The 20,257-nt window shown below is 74.6% G+C and carries 22 protein-coding genes; 3 read left to right on the top strand and 19 right to left on the bottom strand.

All coding sequences use genetic code 11. The features are described from left to right. Positions 1 to 38: 38 nt before the first annotated feature. From ACFVU3_RS22440 to ACFVU3_RS22385, 12 genes are all read right to left on the bottom strand, one after another. Positions 39 to 476, bottom strand: coding sequence for a DUF6278 family protein (locus ACFVU3_RS22440; protein WP_390068660.1), 438 nt, complete (start codon positions 474 to 476; stop codon positions 39 to 41). 96 nt (positions 477 to 572) lie between these two features. Further along, positions 573 to 1,352 (bottom strand): exodeoxyribonuclease III, encoded by a 780-nt coding sequence (locus ACFVU3_RS22435; protein ID WP_390068658.1) that lies wholly within the window; start codon positions 1,350 to 1,352, stop codon positions 573 to 575. Between the two features lie 45 nt (positions 1,353 to 1,397). After that, positions 1,398 to 2,030 carry an MBL fold metallo-hydrolase gene (locus ACFVU3_RS22430; protein WP_390068657.1) on the bottom strand — a complete coding sequence of 211 codons (633 nt, stop codon included), beginning with the start codon at positions 2,028 to 2,030 and terminating at the stop codon, positions 1,398 to 1,400. 53 nt (positions 2,031 to 2,083) lie between these two features. Then, positions 2,084 to 3,355 carry an alpha/beta fold hydrolase gene (locus ACFVU3_RS22425; protein ID WP_390068655.1) on the bottom strand — a complete coding sequence of 424 codons (1,272 nt, stop codon included), beginning with the start codon at positions 3,353 to 3,355 and terminating at the stop codon, positions 2,084 to 2,086. A gap of 185 nt (positions 3,356 to 3,540) precedes the next feature. Next, positions 3,541 to 4,977, bottom strand: coding sequence for a DEAD/DEAH box helicase (locus ACFVU3_RS22420; protein ID WP_390068653.1), 1,437 nt, complete (start codon positions 4,975 to 4,977; stop codon positions 3,541 to 3,543). Between the two features lie 140 nt (positions 4,978 to 5,117). Beyond that, on the bottom strand, positions 5,118 to 6,398 hold the full coding sequence (glsA, locus tag ACFVU3_RS22415) for a glutaminase A (protein WP_390068651.1): 1,281 nt from the start codon (positions 6,396 to 6,398) through the stop codon (positions 5,118 to 5,120). 111 nt (positions 6,399 to 6,509) lie between these two features. Next, positions 6,510 to 7,097, bottom strand: coding sequence for a hypothetical protein (locus tag ACFVU3_RS22410; protein ID WP_390068649.1), 588 nt, complete (start codon positions 7,095 to 7,097; stop codon positions 6,510 to 6,512). Beyond that, entirely contained in the window at positions 7,094 to 8,257 is a 1,164-nt protein-coding gene (locus ACFVU3_RS22405) for an ROK family glucokinase (RefSeq protein WP_390068647.1), read from the bottom strand. The genes ACFVU3_RS22410 and ACFVU3_RS22405 overlap by 4 nt, the downstream gene beginning before the upstream one ends. Before the next feature lie 65 nt (positions 8,258 to 8,322). Continuing rightward, on the bottom strand, positions 8,323 to 9,117 hold the full coding sequence (locus ACFVU3_RS22400; RefSeq protein WP_390068645.1) for an ATP-binding cassette domain-containing protein: 795 nt from the start codon (positions 9,115 to 9,117) through the stop codon (positions 8,323 to 8,325). Further along, positions 9,114 to 10,184, bottom strand: a complete 1,071-nt coding sequence (locus ACFVU3_RS22395) for an ABC transporter permease (RefSeq protein WP_390068644.1) — start codon at positions 10,182 to 10,184, stop codon at positions 9,114 to 9,116. The genes ACFVU3_RS22400 and ACFVU3_RS22395 overlap by 4 nt, the downstream gene beginning before the upstream one ends. Next, positions 10,181 to 11,200 carry a sugar ABC transporter substrate-binding protein gene (locus ACFVU3_RS22390; RefSeq protein WP_390068642.1) on the bottom strand — a complete coding sequence of 340 codons (1,020 nt, stop codon included), beginning with the start codon at positions 11,198 to 11,200 and terminating at the stop codon, positions 10,181 to 10,183. Before ACFVU3_RS22390 ends, ACFVU3_RS22395 begins: the two co-directional genes overlap by 4 nt. A 98-nt stretch (positions 11,201 to 11,298) precedes the next feature. Further along, positions 11,299 to 12,012, bottom strand: a complete 714-nt coding sequence (locus tag ACFVU3_RS22385) for a GntR family transcriptional regulator (protein WP_390068795.1) — start codon at positions 12,010 to 12,012, stop codon at positions 11,299 to 11,301. Between the two features lie 161 nt (positions 12,013 to 12,173). On the opposite strand from ACFVU3_RS22385, the gene ACFVU3_RS22380 reads away from it, so the two are divergent. Then, positions 12,174 to 13,163: a Gfo/Idh/MocA family oxidoreductase gene (locus tag ACFVU3_RS22380; RefSeq protein ID WP_390068640.1), complete on the top strand. Its 990-nt coding sequence runs from the start codon at positions 12,174 to 12,176 to the stop codon at positions 13,161 to 13,163. A gap of 6 nt (positions 13,164 to 13,169) precedes the next feature. Here the strand turns inward: ACFVU3_RS22380 and ACFVU3_RS22375 are convergent, their stop codons facing one another. Genes ACFVU3_RS22375 through ACFVU3_RS22365 form a run of 3 tightly spaced genes read right to left on the bottom strand, consistent with a single transcriptional unit; the run spans position 13,170 to position 15,494 of the window. Continuing rightward, positions 13,170 to 13,586, bottom strand: coding sequence for a PaaI family thioesterase (locus ACFVU3_RS22375; protein ID WP_390068638.1), 417 nt, complete (start codon positions 13,584 to 13,586; stop codon positions 13,170 to 13,172). Between the two features lie 10 nt (positions 13,587 to 13,596). Further along, on the bottom strand, positions 13,597 to 14,283 hold the full coding sequence (locus ACFVU3_RS22370; protein ID WP_390068636.1) for a response regulator: 687 nt from the start codon (positions 14,281 to 14,283) through the stop codon (positions 13,597 to 13,599). After that, positions 14,280 to 15,494: a sensor histidine kinase gene (locus ACFVU3_RS22365; protein WP_390068634.1), complete on the bottom strand. Its 1,215-nt coding sequence runs from the start codon at positions 15,492 to 15,494 to the stop codon at positions 14,280 to 14,282. The genes ACFVU3_RS22370 and ACFVU3_RS22365 overlap by 4 nt, the downstream gene beginning before the upstream one ends. 144 nt (positions 15,495 to 15,638) lie before the next feature. On the opposite strand from ACFVU3_RS22365, the gene ACFVU3_RS22360 reads away from it, so the two are divergent. Then, positions 15,639 to 15,863, top strand: coding sequence for a hypothetical protein (locus tag ACFVU3_RS22360; RefSeq protein WP_390068632.1), 225 nt, complete (start codon positions 15,639 to 15,641; stop codon positions 15,861 to 15,863). A 1-nt stretch (position 15,864) separates the two neighbouring features. Here ACFVU3_RS22360 and ACFVU3_RS22355 read toward each other — a convergent pair whose 3' ends face one another. The 3 genes from ACFVU3_RS22355 to ACFVU3_RS22345 form a co-directional block, all read right to left on the bottom strand. Next, positions 15,865 to 16,200 carry a hypothetical protein gene (locus tag ACFVU3_RS22355; RefSeq protein ID WP_390068630.1) on the bottom strand — a complete coding sequence of 112 codons (336 nt, stop codon included), beginning with the start codon at positions 16,198 to 16,200 and terminating at the stop codon, positions 15,865 to 15,867. 9 nt (positions 16,201 to 16,209) lie between these two features. After that, a complete protein-coding gene (locus tag ACFVU3_RS22350; protein ID WP_390068628.1) occupies positions 16,210 to 17,148 on the bottom strand; it encodes a DMT family transporter in 939 nt (312 codons plus the stop codon). A gap of 104 nt (positions 17,149 to 17,252) precedes the next feature. Further along, entirely contained in the window at positions 17,253 to 17,864 is a 612-nt protein-coding gene (locus tag ACFVU3_RS22345) for a dihydrofolate reductase family protein (RefSeq protein ID WP_390068626.1), read from the bottom strand. A gap of 176 nt (positions 17,865 to 18,040) precedes the next feature. Between ACFVU3_RS22345 and ACFVU3_RS22340 the strand changes: the two genes are divergently transcribed. Then, entirely contained in the window at positions 18,041 to 18,781 is a 741-nt protein-coding gene (locus ACFVU3_RS22340) for an SDR family NAD(P)-dependent oxidoreductase (protein WP_390068624.1), read from the top strand. A 359-nt stretch (positions 18,782 to 19,140) separates the two neighbouring features. Here the strand turns inward: ACFVU3_RS22340 and alc are convergent, their stop codons facing one another. Next, entirely contained in the window at positions 19,141 to 20,256 is a 1,116-nt protein-coding gene (alc, locus tag ACFVU3_RS22335) for an allantoicase (RefSeq protein WP_390068622.1), read from the bottom strand. Position 20,257: the final 1 nt, after the last annotated feature.

Raw genomic sequence — 20,257 nt, 5'->3', positions numbered from 1 at the left:
CGGCAATCGGGTGGTGTCGGGCGCGCCGTGACGAAAGGTCACTCCTCGGCGGCCTCCGCGTACACCTGGGAGAGCTCGGGCGCCCCGGACATCGCCCACTCGACGCCGTACTCGACGACGGGGACCTCACGGCCGGACTCCAGGACGACGACCGGACCGCCGTTCGGCCACACCTGCCAGTGGGCACCCGGCACGTTCCGCACGATCACGGTGCCGAGGTACAGCCCCGCGTCGTTGCCGAACCAGGGCAGTTCCTCGGCGTCGTCGCGCCAGCGCGGCGGGAGCTGGTCCAGCTCCTGGAGCGAGCGCGGAGTGTCGTCGAGCGCCACGCCCGCCGCCTCGACCCGGGCGCGGAGCAGCTCGCACTCGGCGAGCAGCTCCCCCATGCCCTCCGGGTCACGGTCGAAGGCCGCGGCCAGCGGGGACGGGTCCGGCTCGCGCCGCTTGCGCCAATGGTCGAGAAACGGGATGTTCATCGGAACAGCGTCGCACCGTCACCCACCGGTCCACCACCCGGCACGCTGAGATCGTTATGGACCGCCCGCGCAGGTCACCGTGGCCGGCGGCCGGGGTCAGAGGTCGAGGTCGACCACGACCGGGGCGTGGTCGGAGGCGCCCTTGCCCTTGCGCTCCTCGCGGTCCACGTAACTGTCCTGGACGGCCTCGGCGAAGGTCTTGTTGCCGTACACGAGGTCGATGCGCATGCCCTTGTTCTTGGGGAAGGCGAGCTGGCGGTAGTCCCAGTACGTGTACGGGTGGTCGTACTTGAGGGGGCGCGGGACGACGTCCGTGAGGCCGGTCTCGCGCAGGCCGGCGAGGGCCGCCCGCTCGGGCTCGGTGACGTGGGTGGCGCCCTCGAAGAGGGAGATGTCCCAGACGTCGGCGTCGGTCGGGGCGATGTTGTAGTCGCCGAGGACGGCGAAGGGGCGCCCGCCCGCCGCGTCCTCGCCGACGGCCGCCTTCAGCGCCTCCAGCCAGCGCAGCTTGTACGCGTAGTGCTCGTGGGCGACCTCGCGGCCGTTCGGCACGTAGACCGACCAGACGCGGACCGGGCCGCAGGTGGCGGAGATGGCCCGGGGCTCCCGCACCCCGTCGTACTCGGGCGCGCCGGGCAGACCGGCGACGACGTCCTCGAAGCCGACGCGGGAGAGCAGGGCCACGCCGTTCCACCTGCCGGTGGCGCTGACCGCCGACTCGTACCCCAGCGCGCGCAGCTCCTCGGTGGGGAACTGCTCGGCGGTGCACTTGGTCTCCTGGATGCACAGCACGTCGGTGCCGCTGCTCTCCAGCCAGGCCAGCAGCCGGGGCAGCCGGGCGGTGATCGAATTGACGTTCCAGGTGGCGATGCGCATGGCGCCCAGCCTACTGGCGGGCACCGACAGCGGCCGGGACCCCGCTCACAGCTCGGCGGAGGCGCCGGAGGCGAGCCGCTGGTGGTCGGTGCCGCCGAGCGCGCCGATCTGCCGGTCGTAGATCGGCCGGGCCAGGTCGGTCAGGAGGGCGTCGTGGATGTCGTACGCCCGGCGCGGCCGCACCTCGCGGACGTAGTCGATCACCTCGGAGATCTTGTTCCACGGGGCCATGACGGGCAGCAGCAGGGTGTCCACCGGGCGGCCGGGGACGGTGAGGGCGTCGCCGGGGTGGAAGACCGCGCCGTCGACGAGGAAGCCGACGTTGGTGATGCGGGGGATGTCCGGGTGGATCACGGCGTGCAGTTCGCCGTGGACCTCGACGTCGAAACCGGCGGCCGTGAAGGCGTCGCCGTGCCCGACGGTGTGCACCCGGCCCGGGAACGCGGGCGCGAGCAGGTCGGCGACGCTCCGCAGGGTCCAGATCTCGGCGGCCGGGTTGGCGTCGAGGGCGGCGCGGAGCCGGCCCTCGTCGAAGTGGTCGGGGTGCTCGTGGGTGACGAGGAGGGCGTCGGCGCCGAGCACCGCGTCCTCCTCCGTGAACATCCCGGGGTCCAGGACGAGCGTCCGCCCGTCCTTCTCCAGCCGTACGCAGGCGTGGGACTTCTTCGTCAGCTTCACGGCCTCACCCTACGCCGGGCGTGCGGACCCGGCTCGGGTGTGCGCGGACCCGGCTACGCCGGGGGCGTCGTCTCCTCGGTGATGACCCGGCCGACCGTGCCGAGGGCGGCCTCCGCGGCCGGGAATCCGCAGTAGACGGCGGTGTGCAGCACGATCTCTCGGATCTCGGCGGGCGAGAGTCCGTTGCGCAGGGCGGCGCGGGTGTGGTCGGCCAGCGCCTCCCGGTGCCCGCCGGCGACGAGCGCGGTCAGGGTGACCACGCTGCGGGTGCGGCGGTCGAGCCCCTCCCGGGACCAGACCTCGCCCCAGGCGTACCGGGTGAGGAGCTCCTGGAGTCCGGCGGCGTCCTCGTCCGCGAGCGCCCGGTCGACATGGGCGTCGCCGAGGATCTCGCGGCGGAGCCCGAGCCCCTTCTCGTACGGGTCGGTGCGGACCTCCGGGGCCTCCTCGCCGTCCCCGGCGGCGTCCGGGGCGGGGACGGACTCGGGCGGGGCCGGGGGCGCCGCGGGGACGGGCGGCGGTACGGCGAGGGTGCCGCTGGTGTCGTGGCCGGTCGCCGAGAAGTGCTCCAGGAGCAGGTCGGTGACGGCGGCCGGCTGCTCGACGGGGGCGAGGTGGGAGGCGCCCGGCACGACGGCCAGCTTGGCGTCGGCGATGCCGGCGACGAGGGTACGGGCCTCCGCGGGGCCGGTGACCCGGTCCTCGGAGCCGACCAGGACCAGCGCGGGCACGCCGATGCTGCCGAGGGCGGCCCGGACGTCGAAGACCGCGAGGGCCTCGCAGGCGGCGACGTAGCAGCCGGCGTCGGTGGTCCGCACCATCTGGACGGCCCAGTCGACGATGGCGGGCTGGTTGGCGGCGAAGTGCGGGGTGAACCACTGCTCGGGCGCGGTGCGGGCCATCGGCTCCAGGCCGTTGGTGCGGACCACGACCCCGCGCTGGCGGAACTCGTCGGCGGTGCCGAAGCGGGGCGCGGTGGCGACCAGTGCCAGCGAGGCGACCCGGTGCGGGGCGCGCAGGGCGAGGTCGAGGCCGACGGCTCCGCCGAGGGAACAGCCGGCGTATCCGAAGCGCTGGACGCCGATCGCGTCGAGGGTGGCGAGGAGGCGGTCGCCGAGCTCCGCGACGGAGGTGAAGGGCTGGGCGGGGGCGCCGCCGTGGCCGGGCAGGTCGAAACGGACGACGCGCCGGTCCCTGGTCAGCTCGGGGATCTGGCGGTCCCACATGTGGAAGGTGGTGCCCAACGAGGGGCCCAGGACCAGGACGGGAGCGTCGTCGGGCCCGTCGACTCGGTATTGCAGGGTGTTCGTCGGTGTCTCACTCACTCGCCCGACCCTCTCATCCCGCCGCGTCCCGCGCGGCGCCGGGGCGGAAATCGCGGTGTGACGGAGATCGCGGCCGGGGGCGTCCCGGCGTGCCCGACCGCCCCGGGCCGGCCGCCGGCCGGGGGCCGCGCCGCCCCGGACGGGGGCTCTGCCGGCGGCCCCCTCGCCTCCGGGGCGGCTCCGTGTCAGCGGCCCCGGCGGACGCGGGCGGCCTTGCGGGCCTCGGCCATCTTGCGGTCCTCGGCCGAGCGGCGGGACTCGTTCTTGGCCCGGCCGGGCTTGCCGGGGACGGTGCCGATGCCGCGGAACTGCGCGCCGCCGCGCTTGGGGCGCTCGGCGCTGGGCGCGCTGCCGTCGACGGGGACGCCGGAGGGCGCCTGGGCGCCGGTGATGCGGCTGAGCTCCGCCTCGCCGGAGCGGACCTGGGTGACCTGGGGCCGCAGACCGGCGTCCGCCATCAGGCGGAGCACGTCGCGCCGCTGGTCGGGCAGGACCAGCGTGACCACGGTGCCGGAGCCGCCGGCGCGGGCGGTGCGCCCGCCGCGGTGCAGGTAGTCCTTGTGGTCGGCCGGCGGGTCGACGTTCACGACGAGGTCGATGTCGTCGACGTGGATGCCGCGCGCGGCGACGTTGGTGGCCACGAGGACGGGCACCTCGCCGGTGCGGAACCGCTCCAGGGTGCGGGTCCGCAGCGGCTGCGACTTGTCGCCGTGCAGGGCGGCGGCCCGTACGCCGCTGCCGCGCAGGTGCGCGGTGAAGCGGTCGACGGCCGCCTTGGTCGACAGGAACATGATCACGCGCCCGTCGCGGGCGGCGATCTCCGTGGCGGTGGCGAACTTGTCGGCGCCGTGCACCTGGAGGACGTGGTGCTCCATGGTGGTGACGGCGGCCGCCGAGGGATCGACGGAGTGGACCACCGGATCGTGGAGGTAGCGCTGGACCAGGAGGTCGACGTTCCGGTCGAGGGTGGCGGAGAAGAGCATCCGCTGGCCTCCCTCGCGGACCAGGTCGAGCAGCCCGGTGACCTGGTCCATGAAGCCCATGTCGGCCATCTGGTCGGCCTCGTCGAGGACGGTGATGCCGACCCGGTCGAGGCGGACGTCCTTGCGCTCGACGAGGTCCATGAGGCGGCCGGGGGTCGCGACCACGACCTCGGCGCCCTCGCGCAGCGCGGCGGCCTGCCGTCCGATCGACATGCCGCCGACCACGGTGGCCGTCCGCAGGCGCAGCGCCGCCGCGTAGGGGGCGAGCGCGTCGGTGACCTGCTGGGCCAGCTCGCGGGTGGGGACGAGGACGAGCGCCCGCGGCTTGCGCGCCTCGGCCCGCAGGCCGGCGGTGCGCGCGAGGAGCGGCAGCCCGAAGGCGAGCGTCTTGCCGGACCCGGTCCGGCCCCGGCCCAGCACGTCGCGCCCGGCGAGGGCGTTCGGCAGGGTGGCGGCCTGGATCGGGAAGGGGGTGGTGACGCCCTGCGCGGTGAGCAGTTCGCGTACCTCGGCGGGCAGCCCGAGCTCGTCGAAGGAGGCGACGGCCGGCAGGGCGGGGGTGTGGCTGGCCGGCTGCGCGAAGTCGTCCTTGGAGACGGCGGGGCGGGGGCTGGGGTCCGGGTGGGCTGAACTGTTCATGGGTTCCATTGTGGGTCACCGGAGCCGCACCGGATCCGCGCGGGACGGACGGAGCGGCCCGGCCCCGCCCGCCGCCGGGCTCAAGCGCCCCCTATTCCGCCGCCGCGGGGTCCCGGCGGCGGCGCGCGGGAGCGGGCGGTTCAGCCGCTCGCGCACCAGGCGAGGGCCTCCTGCCGGGTGCGGAACACCTCCCAGGTGCGGGGGCGCCCCGCGTCGGCGCGTACGAAGGGCTCCTGGGCGGCGACGGCCGCCCGGTGGCCGCGCTCGGCGAGGTCGTCCAGGACCGCGGCCATGCCGGCCGCCGGGCCGGGCAGCACCTCGGTGACCGCCGTCAGGTCCAGGACCACCCGGCCGGGGACGGTCGGCGTCACCTCGCGCACGGCGTGCACGAGCGCCTCGAACTCGGTGAACTCCAGGACCCCCTGGGCGGTGACCAGTCCGATGTCCCGGCCGTCGTACGCCAGCCGCTCGGCGCCGGTCACGGTCGCGGCGCGCAGCCCCGGCCGGTGCATGATGTGCAGGCCGAAGCGCTCCGACAGCACGCCGAGGGCCGCCACCCCGCGGACCGGGTTGCCGGACGCGTCCAGCGGCGGGCTGTACACGGCGACGCCGAAGCGGGCCGGGCCGGCCGCGATGAGCCCGCCGGAGACGCCGCTCTTCGCGGGCAGGCCGACGTCGAGCATCCATCGTCCGGCGGCGTCGTACATGCCGCAGGTGGCCATGACCGCCAGGGTGCGGACCGCGTCGGGCTCGGCGACGACCTGGACTCCGGTGACGGGGTTGCGGCCGCCGTCGGCGAGGGTCGCGGCCATCACCGCGAGGTCGGCGGCGGTGACGCGGACCGCGCACTGGCGGAAGTAGGTGTCGGCCGTCTCCTCCGGGTCGGCGCGCAGCGAGCCCGCCGAGCGCATGAGGTAGGCGAGGGCCCGGTTCCGGTCGCCGGTCGCGGCCTCGCTGGCGTGGACGGCCTCGTCGACGTCGAGGGTCCGGCCGGCGAAGGCCGACAGGCGGTCGAGGATGCGGCGGAAGCGCTCCTCGGCGCTGCCGGCGCGGACGAGCGCGGTGGTGGCGATCGCGCCGGCGTTGATCATCGGGTTGGCCGGGCGGCCGGTGCCGGACTCCAGGCTGATGGCGTTGAACGCGTCGCCGCTCGGCTCGACGCCGACCCGCCGCAGCACCTCGTCCACGCCGAGGTCGCTCAGCGCGAGGGCGTAGACGAAGGGCTTGGAGACCGACTGGAGGGTGAACGGCTTGTCCGTCGTCCCGGCCCGGTAGGAGTGCCCGGCCATGCTGACGAGCGCGATGCCGAAGTCGTCCGGGTCGGCCCCCGCCAGCTCGGGGATGTAGTCCGCGACCGCGCCGTCGCGCAGACCGCTCAGACGTCGGTGGACCTCGTCCAGGGAGTCCGTCACCGGATCCATCGCATCGGCCTTCGTCCGGGGCGCGGGCCTCTCCGGGGAGGAGGGCCGAGGTCCAGCGTGCCCGGCGCGGGGGCCGGCCGCACCTCGGCGGCCGGAGCGGGGCGGGAGCCGTCAGGGGCTGGTGGTGGAGACGGCGAAGACGCGGGGGAAGGCCGGGTCCGTCAGGTCCACGGTGATGTCGGTGGCCGGCCGGGGCTCCTCGCGGGTGACGGTGGTGCCCGCCCAGGTCAGGCCGGGGTCGAAGGTCCAGCCGACGATGTCCGCGTCCCGGTCCGAGACGCTGACGCGGCCCGGGGCGAGCGCGGAGCGGCTGGTGCCCGACTCGGCGAGGAAGGTGTCGAGGCCCGTCGCCGTGGTGGTGAACTGCACGTACAGCCGGCTGGTCCGCCAGTTGCTGGTCTCGTAGTAGGCCACCCCGGACGCGCCCGCGGGGACGGGGACCTCGAAGACCCGGCGCTTCATCAGCGAGGGCCAGTTGTCCTGGAGGCCGGCGGCGGAGGACTCGCGCTCCTTGTCGATGCCGCTCTCCCGGCTCTGCCCGGCGGAGATCACCAGATAGCCGGCCGGGATGCCGACGAGGAGGACGATGATGACCGCCGTCAGCCAGCGGCGGCGGATCATCCGCCCGCGGTCCTCCGGCATCCGCTGCTCCGGCGGGCGCTCCTCCGCCGGACGGGCGGGCGGACGGTGCACGGTCATGAGCCGGGGTCCTCCGGGGTGCGGGAGGCGCGGCCGTGCGTGCCGGGGCGGAACGCCTGCGCGTAGCGCTCGTACCGCTCGTACCGCTCCACCCGGCGGCGGTTGGCGCGGCGGAAGCGGCGGGCGACGAGCCGGGCCAGGTCGGCGGCGCCGACCATGCCGGCCTCGGGGCCGAGCTGGGCGCGGGTGATCCGGGCCTCGGGGCGGTAGCCGCGGCCGGTGAGGTGGCGGCGGAAGGCGTCCCGGGCCGGGCCGATGAGCAGGTCGTCGGCGGCGGAGACGCCGCCGCCGATGACGAAGCAGGAGGGGTCGAGGGCGGCGGCGAGGTTGGCGATGCCGACGCCGAGCCACTGCCCGATGTCCTGGAGCAGCTCGACGCACATGGCGTCGCCCTCGCGGGCGAGCTCGGTGATGAGGGGGCCGGTGATCTCGGGGACGTTGCCCTTCACCCGGTCGATGATGTTGTACGCCACCGGGGAGTCGGCGGCGGCCAGCTCGCGGGCCTCGCGGACCAGGGCGTTGCCGGAGCTGTACTGCTCCCAGCAGCCGCGGTTGCCGCAGGGGCAGCGGTGGCCGCCGGGCACGACCTGCATGTGCCCGAACTCGCCGGCGACGCCGTACTTCCCGCGCTTGACCCGGCCGTCCTCCAGGATGGCGCCGCCGATGCCGGTGCCGAGGGTGATCATGACGAGGTGGTCCTCGCCGCGTCCGGCTCCGAAGCGCCACTCGGCCCAGGCGGCGGTGTTGGCGTCGTTGTCCACCATGACGGGGACGGCGAGCCGGTCCTGGAGGGCGTCCCGGAGGGGCTCGTTGCGCCAGGCGAGGTGGGGGGCGAAGAGGACGCGGGCCCGGTCGGCGTCGACCCAGCCGGCCGCGCCGATGCCGACGGCGTGCACGTCGTGGCGGTCGGAGAGGTCCAGGACCAGCTCGACGATGGTGTCCTCGACGACCTTGGGGCTCTTGGACTTGTCGGGCGTCTCGGTGCGGATCTTCTCCAGGATGGTGCCGTCGGCGTCGACGACGCCCGCCATCACCTTGGTCCCGCCGATGTCGATGCCCACCGTCGGCACCCGGGGCGCCGAGAGGTGGGAGCGCCGCTCGCGGGTCCCGACGGTCCGCAGGACACCACCCCGGGCGGCGGGGTCACGGTTGGTGTTCATCGGCTCGATTCTGCCAGGAGGGACGTCGGGTCCGCGTGATGAAGCGGAACGGCGGGGCCGCCGCGTCACGGGGCGGAGGGGCGCTCCAGCTCGTGGCGGAGGTCGTCCAGCTCGCTGCCGCCCGCCATCTGGCGGGTCAACTCGTCGAGCGTCACGGACGCCTTGGTGTGGCTCGCGGCCATCACCCCGCGCTTGAGCAGCACGAACCGGTCGCCGACCAGGTAGGCATGGTGCGGGTTGTGGGTGATGAGGACCACGCCGAGGCCCGCGTCGCGGGCGGCGGCCACGTACTTCAGGACGACGCCGGACTGCTTGACGCCGAGGGCGGCGGTCGGCTCGTCGAGGACGAGGACCTTGGCGCCGAAGTGGACGGCGCGGGCGATGGCCACGCACTGGCGTTCGCCGCCGGAGAGGGTGCCGATGGGCTGGTCGACGTCCCGGAGGTCGATGCCCATGCGGAGCAGCGCCTCGCGGGTGGTGGTCCGCATGCGCTCGGCGTCGAGCCGCCGGAAGGGGCCCTTGCCCTTCGTGGGCTCGGAGCCGAGGAAGAAGTTCCGCCAGACGGGCATCAGGGGGACGACGGCGAGGTCCTGGTAGACGGTGGCGATGCCCCGGTCGAGGGCGTCGCGCGGGTTGGCGAGGGTGACCTCGTCGCCCTCGATGCGGAAGGTGCCGGCGTCGTGCCGGTGCAGCCCGGCGACGATCTTGATGAGGGTGGACTTGCCGGCGCCGTTGTCGCCGAGGACGCAGGTGATCTCCCCGGCCCGGACCTCCAGGGAGACCCCTTCGAGGGCGCGGATGTTGCCGTAGTACTTGCTGACGTCGTCGAGCCGGACCAGCGGAGCGGAGTCGGTCGTCACTTGGTGGCCTCCACGCGCTTGCGGATCCAGGCGTTCAGGAGCGTGGCGAGCAGCAGCATCGCGCCCAGGAAGAACTTGAACCAGTCGGGGTTCCACTCGGCGTAGACGATGCCCTTGCTGGTCATGCCGAAGATGAGGGCGCCGACGGCCGAGCCGATGGCCGAACCGTATCCGCCGGTGATCAGGCAGCCGCCGATGACGGCCGCGATGATGTAGATCAGCTCGTTGCCGACGCCTTCGCCGGACTGGACGACGTCGAAGGAGAAGAGCAGGTGCTGGCCGGCGATCCAGGCGCAGAAGGCGACCCCCATGTAGAGGCCGATCTTGGTGCGGTGGACCGGGACGCCGACCGCGCGGGCCGCGTCGGCGCCGCCGCCGACGGCGAAGATCCAGTTGCCGAAGCGGGTGCGGAGCAGGATCCAGGTGGCCGCGGCGACCAGGCCGAGCCACCACAGGATGGTGACCTTCAGCTCCACGCTCCCGACGGTGAGGGTGGAGGCGAAGACGTCGTGGGCGGAGGGGAAGCCCTCCATGTCGGCGATCGACTTGGTGGAGACGGTGCCGGTGATCAGCTTGGTGAGGCCCAGGTTCAGGCCGGTCAGCATGAGGAAGGTGCCGAGCGTGATGATGAAGCTGGGCAGTTTCGTACGCGTCAGCATGAAGCCGTTGAAGGCGCCGATGGCCAGGGTGACGAGCAGCGAGACGCCGACGCCGACCCAGACGTTCGCGGTCATCTGGTAGCTGAACATCGACGACACCAGCGCGGAGCTGGTCACCAGGACGCCGGCCGAGAGGTCGAACTCGCCGCCGATCATCAGCAGCGCGACCGGCACGGCCATGATGCCGAGGGTGGAGGCCGCGTAGAGGACGGTGCCGAGGCTGGAGGGGCGCAGGAAGCTGTCGGCCGTGACGGCGAAGAAGGCGAAGACGGCGATCGCGCCGACGATCGAGCCCAGCTCGGGGCGGGCGAGCAGCTTCTTCAGCGGAGTGGTGCGGAGCAGGCGTTCGTCGACGTGGTCGACGCCGTCCGGCGGCGGGGCGGCCGGCGCGGGGGCGGTGGCGCTCATCGGGTCCCCCGCTCCGCGTACTGCTTCAGCGCCCCGGCCTGGTCCTCGGTGACGATCTGCGGTCCGGTGAGGACGGGCTTGCCGCCGCCGAGCACGTTGGCGTTGTAGCGGTAGAGCCAGAGCAGGTCGACGGCCTCGTACCCCTGGAGGTAGGGCTGCTGGTCGACGGCGAAGCCGAGGGTGCCGGCCTCCAGGGCGGCGGCGACCTTGGCGTTGAGGTCGAAGGTGTCGATCTCGGCCTGGCTGCCGGCGCTCTTCGCGGCCTGGACGGCGGCGTCGGCGAAGGGGGCGCCGAGGGTGACGACGGCGTCGACGTCCTTGTCGGACTGGAGCTTGGCCTCGATGGACGCCTTCACGTCGGGCATGTTGGTGCCGTCGACGTAGAGGTTGACCAGTTCGCCGCCGAAGGTCTCCTTCGTGCCGGCGCAGCGCTGCTCGTGGCCGACGTTGCCCTGCTCGTGCAGGACGCAGAGGGCCTTCTTCTTCCCGCGCTTCGTCAGCTCCTCGCCGACGGCCTGGCCGGCGACGGCCTCGTCCTGGCCGATGTGGGTGAGGGCGCCGAACGCCTCGGACTGCTCGGCGCCGGAGTTCACCGTGATCACCGGGATGCCGGCCCTGACGGCCTTCTCGACGGCGGCCTTCATGGCGTCGGGTTTGGCGAGGGTGACGATGAGCCCGTCGACGCCCTTGGCGACGTACGAGTCGATCAGCTGCGCCTGCTGCTGGGACTCGTCGCTGTGGGCGTAGAGGAAGTTGATGCTGTCCTTGGCGGCGGCCTGCTCGGCGCCGTTCTGGACGATGTCCCAGAAGGTGTCCCCGTCGCCCGAGTGGGTCACCATCGCGAAGGTCCAGCGGGGGGTGTCCACGGCCGCCCGGCCCTGGGCCGCGGCCGCCTTGCGGGCGTCCTCCGCCCGCTTTCCGCCCGTGCTGCTGCACCCGGCGAGCGCTCCCGTGAGCGCGAGTGCGAGCACGGCGCCGATCGCGGCGCGTACCCCTCCTGTCCGAAGCCTGGTCACGAGGCCGTGCCCTCCTTTGTGTCCTTCTGCGTGCATTGCAGTATCGGTCATGCGGGTCACGGCGCTCGTCAGGGGGCCCTTCCCCCGCTCCGGCGCCCCTACGTACGGACCATCAGCTGGAACTCGAAGGAGTAGCGGCCGGCCCGGTAGAGGTGGGAGCCGAACTCGACGGGCCGGCCGGTCGCGTCGAAGGTGGTGCGCTCCATGGTGAGCAGCGGCGCGCCGGGCTCCTCCTCCAGGAGCGCGGCCTCCTCGGGCGCGGCGGCGCGGGCCCCGATCGACTGGCGGGCGGTGTGCAGGCTGAGCGGGGCGGTGCGGAGCAGCCGGTAGAGGCCGGTGGTCTCCAGGGCGGCGGTGTCGACGAGCCCGGCGGGGAGGTGGTTGCGGAGGTACGCCATGGGTTCGCCGTGCGCGGTGCGCAGCCGCTCCAGGTAGTGGACGCCGGTGCCCTCGGGGACGCCGAGGGCGGCGGCGACCGCCGGGCCGGCGGGTTCGAGGCGGTCGACGAGGAGCCGGGTGGCGGGGCGGTGTCCGGCGGCCTCCAGGTCGTCGTAGAGGCTGCTGAGCTCCAGGGGGCGGCGGACCCGGGAGTGGACGACCTGGGTGCCGACGCCGCGGCGGCGGACGAGGAGGCCCTGGTCGACGAGGGTGCGGATGGCCTGGCGGACGGTGGGCCGGGAGAGGCCGAGGCGGGCGGCGAGGTCGATCTCGTTGCCGAGGAGGGTGCCGGGCGGCAGCGTCCCGTCGGCGACGGCCTGTTCCAGCTGCCGGGCCAGCTGGAAGTAGAGCGGGACCGGGCTGGCGCGGTCCACGGAGAACGGCGGCAGGGGGGATCCGGACTGCTTGGCCACGGGTGGGAGCGTAGCCCCGGCCCGGTACGGCGGGAAGGCGTCGCACCGGGTCCGCCGGCGCCCCGCCGGCGCTTGTCCTGACAAACCTTGACACCGTCCGGCGGGCGCCCCACGGTGGGGCCATGCGCATCGGACTCATCGGTACGGGCCGGATCGGGAGTTTTCACGCGGGGGTGCTCGCCCGGCATCCGGAGGTCGGCTCGCTGGTGGTCGCCGACGCCGACCCGGCGCGGGCCGAGGCGGTGGCGGTGGCGGTGGGCGCCGGGACCGCGCCGGACGTGGAGGCGCTGCTCGGCGGGGGCCTGGACGCGGTGGTGATCTCCTCGGCGACGGCCGCGCACGCGGAGCTGATCGCCCGGGCCGCGCGGGCGGGGCTGCCGGCCTTCTGCGAGAAGCCGATCGCGCTGGACGTGCCGGGCACGCTGGCCGCCCTGGCGGCGGTGGCGGAGGCGGGCACCGAGCTCCAGCTGGGCTTCATGCGGCGCTTCGACGCCGGCTACCGGGCGGCCAAGGAGGCGGTCCGCGCGGGGCGGCTGGGGAGGCTGCACACGATCCGGACGGCGACCTCGGACCCGGAGCCGCCGCCCGCCGCGTATCTGCCGCTCTCCGGCGGTCTCTTCCGGGACTGCATGGTGCACGACGTGGACATCGTGCGGTGGGTGACCGGCCGTGAGGTCGTGGAGGTGTACGCGCGCGGCTCGGACGCGGGCCCGGCGATGTTCCGGGAGGCGGGGGACGTGGACACGGCGGCCGCCCTGCTCACCCTGGACGACGGCACGCTGGTGACGGCGACGGCGACCCGCTGCAACGGCGCCGGCTACGACGTGCGGATGGAACTGGCCGGCGACCGCGACCAGCTCGCGGTGGGCCTGGACGAGCGGACCCCGCTCACCTCGCTGGAGCCCCACTCCCCCGCTGCCCCGCCGAAGCCCTGGCCCGGTTTCCTGGAGCGCTTCGCCCCGGCGTACGAGGCGGAGCTGGACGCCTTCGTCCGGCTGGTGCGCGGCGAGGCGGCCAACCCGTGCGACGGGCGCGAGGCCCTGGCGGCGCTGCGGATCGCCGACGCCTGCGAGCGGTCCCGGCGCGAGCACCGGCCGGTCCGGGTGGGGTGACCGGCGTCAGCCGACGGCGCGGACCGTGCCCTGGGCGAGGGCGCAGAGGGTCTCGTCGCCCCCCTCGTCGACGGTGAGGAGTTCGCAGCGGACGACGGCCTGGCGTCGGCCGGCGTGGAGGACCTCGGCGCGGGCGCGGAGGGTGACGCCGACGGCGGGGCGGACGTAGTCGATGGAGTAGCCGGCGGTGAGGACGGCCGCGCCGAGGACGGTGCCGGCGGCGAAGGTGATCGCGTTGTCGGCGGCGTACGAGAGGACTCCGCCGTGGACGAAGCCGTTCTGCTGGCGCAGGTCCTCGCGGATCGGCAGCTCCAGGGTGGCGCCGCCGTCGCCGAAGGCGCGGACGTCGGCGCCGACGAGGCGGCTGAAGGGCTGGGCCCGCAGGATGTCGCGTGCCAGGGCGAGGGCGTCGGGGTCGGTCACCCGCGTCACCCTACTCGCCGGTACTCTCCCGGGGGTCGTGATCGAGGAGCCCGGCGTCGTGGACGAGGAGCGCGATCTGGACCCGGTTGTTGAGGCCGAGTTTGGCGAGCAGCCGGGAGACGTACGTCTTCACGGTCGGCACGCTCATGTACAGCTCGGCGGCGATCTCCGCGTTGGAGGCGCCGCGGCCGACGGCGACGGCCACCTCGCGCTCCCGGTCGGCGAGGCCGGTGAGGCGGTCGGCGGCGCCGGCCCGCCGGGGCCGGGCCTCGGGGCGGCCGGCGACGTGGCTCATCAGCTGGCGGGTGACGGCCGGGGAGAGGACGGGGTCGCCGGCGGCGACGCGGCGGACGGCGGCGACGATCTCGGCGGGCGAGGTGTCCTTGAGGACGAACCCGGCGGCGCCGGCCCGCAGGGCGCGCAGCACCTGCTCGTCGGCGTGGAAGGTGGTCAGGACGATCACCTCGGGGGCGCCGGGGCGGGCGCGCAGCAGCTCGGTGGCGGTGAGCCCGTCGACGTGCGGCATGCGGATGTCCATGAGGACGACGTCGGGGGCGAGCCGGGCGACGAGGTCGGGGACCTCGCTGCCGTCGGAGCCCTCGCCGACGATCTCCAGGGACTCGTCACCGCCGAGCATCAGGGTGAGGCCCGCGCGGACCAGGGGGTCGTCGTCGACGAGGAGCAGCCGGATGGTCATGGGGGCCACGGTAGCCAGGCGTGGAGGGCGAAGCCGCCGCCGGGGGCGGGACCGTGGTCGAGCCGCCCGCCGGCGAGGGCGGCGCGCTCGGAGAGCCCGATGAGGCCCTGGCCGGAGCCGGGCACGTGCGGGACGGGCCCGTCGGGCGACGGGTTGCGGACCTCGACGGTGAGCCCGTCGCCGGGCCGGCCGCGCAGGGTGACGGTGACCCGGGCGCCCGGGGCGTGCTTGCGGGCGTTGGTGAGGCCCTCCTGGGCGATGCGGTAGACGGTGCGGCCGGTGGCGGCGGGCACGGAGCCGGGGTCGTCCACCGTGGAGTCCAGGACGACCGTCATCCCGGCCTCGCGGGACTCGTCGACGAGCGCGCCGAGGGTGGCGAGGGTGGGCTGCGGCCGGTCGCCGCCGCCGCTCTCCTCGCCCGGGGTGCGCAGTACGCCGATGATCTCGCGCAGGTCCTGGAGGGCGTCGTGGGCGCTGTCGCGGATGACCCCGGCGGCGCGGGCGATCTGCTCGGGCGGGGCGTCGGGCCGGAACTCCAGGGCGCCGGCGTGGACGCTGAGCAGGGTGAGCCGGTGGGCGAGGACGTCGTGCATCTCGCGGGCGATGGCCTCGCGGGCGAGCCGCTGGGCCTGGGCGGCGCGCAGTTCGGCCTCCGACTCGGCCCGCTCGGCGCGTTCGCGCAGCGCCTCGACGAGCTGGCGGCGGGCCCGTACGAGCATGCCCCAGGCGGTGACGAGGAGGGTGAGGGCGACGCCGAGGACGATCCCGAGGACGATGCCGGTGTCGGGGTCGGGGCGGACGAAGACGGTGGCGAAGGCGCCGGCGAGGGCGATCCCGAGGATCCAGGCGATGTCCCGGAAGGGGCGGCGGACGGCGACGCTGAAGAGGCTCGCGAGCATGGCTCCGGCGGCGACCGGGACGAGGGCGCCGGCGACGGCGAGCGCGGCGGCGAGCCCGACGGGCCACCGGCGGCGCAGCCAGAGCGCGCAGCACGCGAGGGCGCCGGCGATCTGGTCGAACAGGTTGACGGCGTCGCTGTTGTACCGGGCGCTGGTGTCGGCGGCGACGAGCCCGAAGAGCGCGGCCAGCAGGAAGACCAGGGTGTCGACGACCCAGTCGCGCACGGTGCGGCGCGGCCGGGGGCCCCCGCTCCCGCCCGGTTCGACCAGGTGGGAGGGGAGCAGCCAGCGCTGCCGGTCCGTTCGCGTCATATCGGCAATGTACTGAGCCGGAGCCCGCCGCACCGGCCTGCGGCGCCCGGCCGCGACCGAAGTCGCGCGGATCGATACTTCGGTCGCGGGGCGGTGGACCGGGGACGGACGCGGGGGGCCGGGAGGCGCTTCCATGATCGCCCCATGAGGAAATTTCTTGAGGTCAGTGGCTTCCTGCTCACCGTGTTCGGGGTCTGCGGCGTGATCCGCGAGCTGACGGACGGCTGGTTCTCGTTCATGGGCGTCACGCGTTTCCTGACGGAGAACGTGTGGTTCATGGAAGGCCGGGAGGTCTTCGCGAACATCGTGATCGCCGTCCTCGGCCTGGTCCTGATGATCGTCTCGGACCGGGTCGAGAAGAAGGGCTGACTCAGCCGCGGGGCGCGGCGTCCAGGTGCTCGGCCAGCCGGCGCTGGGCGCCGCCGCTCGCGGTGAGTCCGGAGCCCAGGGCGGCGAAGGGGACCGAGCCGCCGAGCAGGGCCAGCAGGAGGGGCCAGTCGCGTGCCTCGACGCAGTCGTCGGCGTGGGCGTACTCGCTGGCGATCAGGGCCGGGCACGCGTCGCCGTCGTCGCCGTAGGGGGTGACGAGGAGGACGGCGAACCAGGCCCAGAGGAGGCCGGCGACGGCGAGGAGGCCGAGACCCCACGCCTGGGTGCGGCGGGCGCGGACGAGCGCCGGGGACTCGGGGGCGGGGTTGATTGGCATGAACAGAACCTATCGGCCGTCCGTGTCGGCGCTCCGGCGGCCCCAGGCCGTGCCGGTGAGGACCAGGACCGCGCCCGCGAGACCGAGGGCGCCGGGGCGGTCGCCGGCCAGGGCGATGCCGGCGAGGGCGGCCCACAGCGGCTCCGTGCCGAGCAGCAGGCTGACCCGGGAGGGCGAGGAGCGGCGGACGGCCCACATCTGCACGAAGAAGGCGAAGAGCGTGCAGAAGACGGAGAGGAAGACCAGTCCGGCCCACTCGCGGGGGCCGAAGTCCAGCGCGGCCGCCCAGGGGGTCGTGCCGCCGCCGGCGGCGGCGAGGGCGGCGAAGACGAGCACGGCCGTGCCGAGCTGGACGGTGGTCAGGGAGAGCGAGTCGGCCGACCGGACGGCCTTGATCCGGGCCATGGCGAGGACGTGCACGGTCCGGGCCACCGCAGCGAGGAGGATCAGCAGGTCGCCGGTGGAGGGGGCGGTGAAGCCCGCGCCCTGGGTGAGCAGGACGACGCCGGTGACGGAGAGCGCCGCGGCGCCGAGGAAGCCGCGCGACGGTCTGGTCCGGGTGACGGCGGCCTCGGCGAGCGGGGTGAGGATCATGGTGAGGCTGATGATCAGGCCCGCGTTGGTGGCGGAGGTGTGGACGACCCCGTAGGTCTCCAGGAGGAAGATCCCGGCGAGGATCGCGCCGAGCAGGGCGGCTCCCCGCCACTGCGCGCCGGTCAGCGCCCGCAGTCCCTTCCACCCGGCGGCGACCAGGACGGGCACCACGAGCGCGAAGCGCAGCACGAGGACGGCGACGACGGTGTGGCCGGTGGTGATGCCCTTGGCCGCGAGGTAGCTGCCGCCCCAGAAGACGGCGACGAGCAGCAGGGGCAGGTCGGTGAGCCAGGCGCGGCGCCGGGTGCCGAGGGACAGGGATGCGGCGGGTGCCGAAGCGGACGAAGCGGCCATGTCGGTCCGGGTCTCCAACTCTGCTGATGGGGTGGAGACTTCGGCGGCTCGCACACGGAGCGATCACCGTACCCGCCGATTCCGGTGGTGACGACACCCTTTTCTCAGGCGTAGCTGCCGTACGTGGGGCGTCCGGCGCGCTCGTACGTGTGGAGGGCGACGCCCGTGCCGGTGACGGACGCCTCGGCGAGCCGGAAGGCGGTCGGCCGGTCCCCCTCGGCGAAGAGCCGCCGGCCGGTGCCGAGGACGACCGGGAAGACGTGCAGGTGGAGGGTGTCGATGAGGTCGTGGGCGAGGAGGGTGCGGGCCAGGCCGCCGCTGCCGTGCATCTGGATCTCGCCGTCGAGGCGCTCCTTCAGCGCGGTCACCTCCTGGACGGCGTCCCCGCGGAGCAGGGTCGTGCCGGCCCAGTCGGCGGAGTCGAGGGTGGTGGTGGCGACGTACTTGGGCAGGGCGTTGAGCTTGCTCGCGACGGGGTCGGCGGGGTCGGTGTGCCGCGGCCAGTACCCGGCGAAGATGTCGTAGGTGCGCCGGCCGAGGAGGAAGGCGGTGGGCCGGGCGAAGATCTCCTCGATGCGGCGGAGGAAGTCCTCGTCGCCGTAGGGCACGGACCAGCCGCCGTGCTCGAAGCCGCCGCTGCGGTCCTCGTCGGGGCCGCCGGGGGCCTGGTACACGCCGTCGAGGGTGAGGAACTGGGTGAGGCTGAGGGTGGCCATGGCGGATGCCTTTCGGTCGGTCGGGACGTCGTGTCCCCATCTCTGTCGACCGGGCCCGGCCCCGCAACTCATCGGTGCGCGCCGAACGCGGTGTCCGATGCCCGCCAGCGCCGGCTCCCCGCCCCGGGTTTCCTTGAATCCGCAACCAGTTGTGTGATCCGAGGAGGCAGGGAGCGATGTCCACGATGAACGGGACGGCGGTGCTGGTGACGGGCGGCAGCCGCGGCATCGGCGCGGCGACGGCGGTCAGGCTCGCCCGGGAGGGCGCGGACGTGGCCTTCACCTACGTACGGGACGAGGCGGCGGCCCAGGAGGTCGCGGCCCTCGTCGAGGCGGCCGGCCGGCGCGCGCTGCCGCTGCGCGCCGACGCCGCGGACCCCGGCGACGCGGCGGGCGCGGTGCACCGGGCGGCGGACGACCTGGGGCGGCTCGACGTCCTGGTCAACAACGTCGGCATCGGCGTCCTCGGCCCGCTGGCCGGGCTGACCCTGGCGGACGTGGACCGGGTGCTCGCGGTGAACGTCCGCGCGGCCTTCCTCGCCTCCCAGGCGGCGGCGGAGCGGCTGCCCGACGGCGGCAGGATCGTCACGATCGGCACCTGCATGACGCAGCGGGTGCCGGGCCCCGGCGGCACGCTGTACGCGCTCAGCAAGTCCGCGCTGGTGGGCCTGACGCGGGCGCTGGCCCGGGAGCTGGGCGCCCGGCGGATCACCGCCAACATCGTCCACCCGGGCCCGGTCGACACGGACCTCAACCCGGCGGACGGGCCGATGGCGGAGGGACAGATCGGGCTGACGGCCCTGGGCCGCTTCGGCACCCCGGACGAGGTGGCGGCGGCCGTCGCCTACCTGGCGGGCCCGGAGGGCCGGTACGTGACGGGCGCGGAACTCTCGGTGGACGGCGGCCACGCGGCGTAAGGCCGAGCGTCTCCCCCGGAGGCGGGTGCGCCGGTGCCCGTCTCCGGGCGGCACTCCGAGGGCCCGGCGAGTGAGCCGAAGGGGCGCGCCGGGGGAACGGCCCCGAGCGCGCGGAGCCCCGTGAGGAACGAGCGGGGCGAGCACGATCGGGGCCGTGAGCCCGGCTGAAGCGCCCCGGAGGCGAACCGAGCCCGAAAAAAGGGGGGCGTGAGAGCAGAGGGCGCACCGGTGCTGTCGGGTCGGTGCGCCCTCTGGCCGGGCGGGGTGTCGTCCCCGCCCAGGGGCCCGGAGCGGGCTCCGGGCCGCCGGGGACCTCGCCGGTGTCGGACGGCGGGCCCCCGGAGTCGTACGGGCTCCGCTCAGCCGCCGAGTTCCTGGTGGCGGGCGGTGAGCCGGGCCGCGCCCGCTTCGGTCAGGGAGCCGAAGAGGCGGAGGCGGGAGATGCCGCCGTCCGGGTAGATGTCGATCCGGACCCGGGAGCCGACCGCCGGCGTGTCGAGCACGAAGCGGTGGTTGGTGTCGGGCTGGAGCCGGGTCCGGGGCAGGATCTCGGTCCAGTCGTCGGAGCCTTCGGCGGCGACGGAGAGCGCGGCCCAGCCGGCGCTGTTGCCCTTGAGGTACGCGGTGTCGATCTCGACGGCGCGGATCGCGGACTCGGCGACGAGGGAGTAGCGGATCCAGTCGTTGCCCTTGTCGCGGCGGCGGCGGGTCTCCCAGCCGTCGTCCATCTTGCGGGAGCGGCCGGGCTGGATGGTGTTGGTGGCCGGCGAGTAGAAGCGGTCGGAGGCGTCCTCGACCTGGCCGCCGTTCTCCAGGGCGGCGAGGTCGAAGGTGCCGAGGACGTCGAGCCACGCCGGGTCGGGGGCGACCTCGCCGTACACGCGGAGGCGGGCGATGCCGCCGTCCGGGTGCTGGTTGACGCGGAGGTGGGTGAAGCGCTGTTCGGCGTCGACGGCGAAGCCGTTGGCGGCGTGGCCGCCGATGGCGGTGCGCGGGACGAGGGTCGTCCACTTCACGTCGTCGGCGAGGAGGTCCTCGGGCGACGGCGAGCCGGGTACGGAGGTGGCCTCGACGGAGACGGCCTGGGGGTAGTTGCCGCGGAAGTGGGCGGTGTCGACGACGATGCCGCGGACGACGCCGGGGGCGCCGAGCCGGACGAGGGCCCAGTCGTGGTCCTCGGCGGTCGGGTGCGGCTCGGCGGCGGAGACGCCGCGGCGGCGGCGGGTCTCCCAGCCGTCCATGATCTTGCCCTTGTGGCCGAAGTGCTCGGGGTCGAACTCGGCGGCCTCGGGCTTCAGGAGGTTCTCGCGCTCGGCGAAGAACTCGTCGTTGGCGGCGATGACGCCGGCGCCGAGGCGGCGGTCGGCCAGGTCCGCGTACTGGGTGAAGGGGAACTCGGCCGTGCGGTAGTCGGCGTACGGGTCGCCGCCGCCGTAGGGGCTGGCGTCGCCGGTGAAGGAGGGTATGCCGGTCACG

This window comes from Streptomyces sp. NPDC058052 (assembly GCF_042885515.1).
Lineage (GTDB): Bacteria > Actinomycetota > Actinomycetes > Streptomycetales > Streptomycetaceae > Streptomyces.
This window is presented reverse-complemented; position numbering and strand designations above follow the sequence as displayed.